The 5,053-nt window shown below is 73.0% G+C and carries 4 protein-coding genes; all 4 read right to left on the bottom strand.

Annotated elements, in window-relative coordinates:
- Positions 1–442, bottom strand: a 442-nt coding sequence (locus AN218_RS03800) for an XdhC family protein (RefSeq protein WP_171908592.1), incomplete at its 3' end; no start/stop codon positions are given.
- Positions 443–525: 83 nt separating this feature from the next.
- Positions 526–2,148 (bottom strand): NCS2 family permease, encoded by a 1,623-nt coding sequence (locus tag AN218_RS03795; protein ID WP_079131791.1) that lies wholly within the window; start codon positions 2,146–2,148, stop codon positions 526–528.
- 126 nt (positions 2,149–2,274) lie between these two features.
- Positions 2,275–4,695, bottom strand: coding sequence for a xanthine dehydrogenase subunit D (pucD, locus tag AN218_RS03790; protein WP_070015190.1), 2,421 nt, complete (start codon positions 4,693–4,695; stop codon positions 2,275–2,277).
- A 1-nt stretch (position 4,696) separates the two neighbouring features.
- The coding region (locus AN218_RS03785; RefSeq protein ID WP_244900244.1) for a (2Fe-2S)-binding protein at positions 4,697–5,053 on the bottom strand (357 nt) is incomplete at its 5' end.

The raw sequence follows: 5,053 nt of genomic DNA, 5'->3' as shown, positions 1-5,053 counted from the left end.
CGTCCGCGGGCACGCACAGCGCGCCGCCGAGCAGTTCCTCCGGTCCGTCGACGACGCGGGCGAGCGCCACCGCACGGCCACGGGCGGCGTCGGCGAGCGCGCTCGCGTACACCGCGTAGGCGGCCGTGCCCGCGCGGAGCGGTGTGACGAGGATGTCGATGACGCCGCCGCAGGTCAGCCCGACGGCGAAGGCGTCGTCGTCGCTGTAGCCGAAGCGTTCGACCACGCTGCGCCCCGACTCCTGTGCCTCGCGGCACAGTTCGTAGACCGCGCCCTCGACGCAGCCGCCCGAGACGCTGCCCACCGCCTCGCCGCCGGCGTCCACGGCGAGCGCGGCGCCGGGCTGGCGGGGCGCGCTGCCGGTGACGGCGACGACGGTGGCGACGGCGAAGTCCCGCTCCTCCTCGCACCAGCGGTGCAGTTCGGCGGCGATGTCCAGCACGGTTGCTCCTTGACGGGCGGGCGCAGAGAGCTGCGGCCTGCGAGTTTACGCGCGGCGGCGATACGCCGCCCGGCGGCGGCGCCTCACGCTCCGAGCCACCCTTCGAGCGGGCCGAGCGCGAAGTAGACGAGGAAGACGGCGGCGAGCGCCCACATCAGCACACCCGGTTCCCTCCACCTGCCCTGTGCGGCCTTGATCACGACGTACGAGATGCAGCCGGCCGCGATGCCGGCGGTGATGGAGTACGTGAAGGGCATCAGCACCGTCGTCAGGAAGACCGGGACGGTGGTCGCGGTGTCGCTCCAGTCGATGTGCCGGGCGTTGGACATCATCATCGCGCCGATGACGACGAGCGCCGCCGCGGCGACCTGCGTGGGGATGATCCGGGCGAGCGGTGTGAAGAACAGGCAGAGCGTGAAGCCGAGTCCGGTGACGACGCTGGCTAGACCCGTACGGGCGCCGTCGCCGACACCGGCCGTGGACTCCACGAACACCGTCTGCCCGGACGCGCCCGCGATGCCTCCGGCCACGCCGCCCGCGCCGTCGATGGCAAGTGCCTTGTTCAGACCGGGCATACGGCCCTCGTCGTCGGCGAGCCCGGCCTGCTGGCCGATGCCGATGATGGTGCCGATCGCGTCGAAGAAGCCCGCGAGGACGAGCGTGAAGACGATGACCCCGACGGTGACGGCACCGGCGTCGGCGACGGAGCCGAAGGAGACCTTGCCGAAGAGGCCGAAGTCGGGGGTGGCGACGAGCGATCCGGAGATCTCCGGCACGTTCCGGCCGCCCCAGTCCTTCTCCTCCAGGCCCGCGAAGTGGTGCACGGCGCCGGCCACGACCGTGCCGCCGACGATGCCGGTGAGGATCGCGCCCGGCACCCGCCGTACCTGGAGGACGAAGACGAGCAGCACCGTCACGGCGAAGCACAGCACGGGCCAGCCGGTGAGCATGTCGTGGGTGCCGAGCTGGACCGGCTTGGCGCCCGGTACGCCGCCCGGCCCCGGCATGCTCGTCACGAAGCCCGCCTGTACGAGGCCGATGAGGGTGACGAAGAGGCCGATGCCCATGGTGATGGCGTGCTTCATCGCCAGCGGGATGGCGTCCATGATCAGCCGCCGCAGACCGGTGACGACGAGCAGCACGATCACCGCACCGTAGATCACGCACATCCCGAACGCGCTGGGCCAGGTCATCACCGGCGCGACCTGGTAGGCGAGGACCGCGGAGACGCTGAGTCCGGCGGCCAGCGCCAGCGGTACGTTGCCGAGCACGCCCATCACCAGCGTGGTCGCCGCGGCGGCGAAGGCGGTGGCGGTGGTGACCTGCCCCGCGTCCAGGGTGTGCCCGGCGGCGTCCGGCACGGAGAGGATCACGGGGTTGAGCAGGACGATGTAGGCCATCGCCATGAACGTCGTGGCGCCGCCCCGCACTTCGCGGGCGAGCGTGGAGCCGCGCTCCGTGATCCGGAAGAAGCGGTCGAGCGGTGAGCGGCGCCCGCCGCCGGGCCGCGGGCCGTCCGGGCCCGCTCCGGGCGCGGGCGGTTCCGTACGGGGCGTGGGCCGTTCACCGGACGGGGACGGTGACGAGGGCGGGGAGGGGGGGAAGGGGACGGGACCGCGGAAGGGTCCGCGGAGGCCGAAGTGGACGCGGACGGGCCCGCGTTCGCGGGCCGGGGCTGTGACGGGGTCATGTGTGCGCTCTCCCACGTGTCGTAGGGACGCCCCTGAGCGCCGTGGCACGGAAGGGCGAACTGCCGTGCCACGGCGGGGCTTTGGCTGCACGACCCGGGGGACGGCCCGAGACGAGACGGGGATGCTGCCGGGCGGGGGCGGTCAGGCCCCCGGTGTTCCGGTCAGATGCTCCGGACGTACCGGCACCCGGTTCAGAGCGAGACCGGTGGCGTTCCGGATGGCGGCGACGACTGCCGGGGTGGAGGAGAGCGTCGGCGCCTCGCCGACGCCGCGCAGCCCGTACGGGGCGTGCGCGTCGGCGAGTTCGAGCACGTCCACGGGGATGGTGGGCGTGTCGAGGATGGTCGGGATCAGATAGTCGGTGAAGGACGGGTTGCGTACCTTGCCGCCGGGGTCGACGAGGATCTCCTCCATGACGGCCAGGCCCAGTCCCTGCGTGGAGCCGCCCTGGATCTGGCCGACGGTCGAGAGCGGGTTGAGCGCCTTGCCGACGTCCTGCGCACAGGCGAGTTCGACGACCTTGACCAGGCCGAGTTCGGTGTCGACCTCGACGACGGCGCGGTGCGCGGCGAAGGAGTACTGGACGTGGCCGAAGCCCTGTCCCGTCCGCAGGTCGAACGCCTCGGTGGGCCGGTGCCGGAACTCCAGCTCTTCTTCGACGACTTCGTCGCCGAGGACGTCGGCGGTCGCGGCGAGCACCTCGCCCCCGTCGGTGACGACCTTGCCGCCCTCCAGACGCAGCACGGCCCCGGAGTCCCATGCGGGGTGCTGGCCCGCGAAGCGCTCACGGCCCAGCCGCAGCACCCGCTCCCGTACGGCCTCGCACGCCTGCTTGATCGCGCCGCCCGTCATATACGTCTGCCGGGACGCGGAGGTCGAACCGGCCGAGCCGACCTGGGTGTCGGCGGGCAGGATGCTCACGCCCGCGACGCCCAGTTCCGTACGGGCGATCTGCGCGTGCACGGTGACGCCGCCCTGGCCGACCTCGGCCATCGCGGTGTGCACGACCGCCACCGGTTCGCCGCCCACGACTTCGAGCCGGACGCGGGCGGTCGAGTAGTCGTCGAAGCCCTCGGAGAAGCCGACGTTCTTGATGCCCACCGCATAGCCCACGCCCCGTACGACGCCCTCGCCGTGCGTGGTGTTGGACAGACCGCCCGGCAGCGCCCGTACGTCCACGCCGGTGGAGCCGCCCGCGTCCGCGGAGGTCTCCCACTGGCGCTCCGGCGGCAGCGGCCGGGCCTTGACGCGGCGCAGGATCTCCGCGACGGGCGCGGGCGAGTCGACCTCCTGCCCGGTGGGCAGCACCGAGCCCTGCGACATGGCGTTGCGCTGCCTCAACTCGACCGGGTCCATGCCGAGTTCGGCCGCGAGCCGGTCCATCTGCGCCTCGTACGCGAAGCACGCCTGCACCGCGCCGAAGCCGCGCATGGCACCGCACGGCGGGTTGTTGGTGTAGAGGGCGAGCGCCTCGATCTCGACGTTCTCGATCTCGTACGGACCGGCGCCGAGCGAGGCCGCGTTGCCGACGACGGCGGGCGAGGACGAGGCGTAGGCGCCGCCGTCCAGCACGATGCGGCACGTCATGTAGCGCAGCGTGCCGTCGCGGTCGGCGCCGTGCTCGTACGTCAGCTTGGCCGGGTGGCGGTGCACGTGCCCGAAGAAGGACTCGTAGCGGTTGTAGACGATCTTGACGGGCTTGCCGGTGGCCATCGCCAGCAGGCACGCGTGCGCCTGCATCGACAGATCCTCGCGGGCGCCGAACGCCCCGCCGACGCCGGAGAGCGTCAGCCGCACCTTCTCCGGCGGCAGCCCCAGCACGGGTGCGAGCTGGTCGCGGTCGACGTGCAGCCACTGGGTGGCGATGTACAGATCGACGCCGCCGTCCTCGGCGGGCACCGCGAGCCCCGACTCGGGCCCGAGGAACGCCTGGTCCTGCATGCCCACTTCGTACTCGCCGCGCACCACGACCTCGGCCTCGGCCTTCGCCGCCGCCACGTCGCCGCGCACGATGGGCTGCCGGTGGACGATGTTGGGGTGCGCCACATGGGGCGCGTGATGGTCGTCGCGTCCGGGGTGCAGCACGGGGGCGCCGGGTGCGGTCGCGCTGAACTCGTCGTGCACGGGCGGGAGTTCGGCGTACTCGACGCGGATCTTCGCGGCGGCGCGGCGCGCGGTCTCGGGATGGTCCGCGGCGACGACGGCGACGGCCTCGCCGTGGTAGCGGACGCGGTCCTTCGCCAGCACCGGCTGATCGCGGATCTCCAGGCCGAAGTTGGTCTCCGCGGGCAGGTCGTCGTGCGTCATCACGCTGTACACGCCGGGCAGCTTGAGCGCTTCCGAGACGTCGACGGAGCGGATCTCGGCGTGCGGGTACGGGCTGCGCAGCGTGCAGCCCCAGAGCATGTCCTCGTGCCACAGGTCGGAGGCGTAGGCGAACTCGCCGGTGACCTTGAGCGTCCCGTCGGGGCGGAGCGTGGACTCGCCGACGCCGCCGCGGGTGGCGCCCGAGCTGCCCTGGGTGAGGGCCGTGGGGGTACGGGTGGGGTTCGCGCCTGCCATCTCAGACCACCTCTCCTCGTACGGGGCCCTCTCCCCCGGCGGCGTCCGTACGGGCGGCCGCCAGCCGTACCGCGTCGAGGATCGTCTCGTACCCGGTGCAGCGGCACAGGTTGCCGGAGAGCGCCTCGCGGATGTCGGCGTCGGAGGGTCGCGCGTTCTGCTCGATGAGTTCGTCGGCGGCGACCAGCAGCCCGGGGGTGCAGAAGCCGCACTGCACGGCGCCCGCGTCGATGAACGCCTGCTGTACGGGCGAGAGTCGGACGCCGGAGCCGGGGACGGGCGCCGGGCGCCAGCTCTGCTCGGCTGCGGCGGAGGTGGCGGGCGCGGACGCGGGCGCGGGGCCGGCGGACGCGGGGTC

Origin of the sequence: Streptomyces nanshensis (assembly GCF_001751255.1) — a bacterium.
Lineage (GTDB): Bacteria > Actinomycetota > Actinomycetes > Streptomycetales > Streptomycetaceae > Streptomyces > Streptomyces nanshensis_A.
Note: the sequence above shows the minus strand (reverse complement) of the source record. Positions and strands in the feature narration are given on the sequence as shown.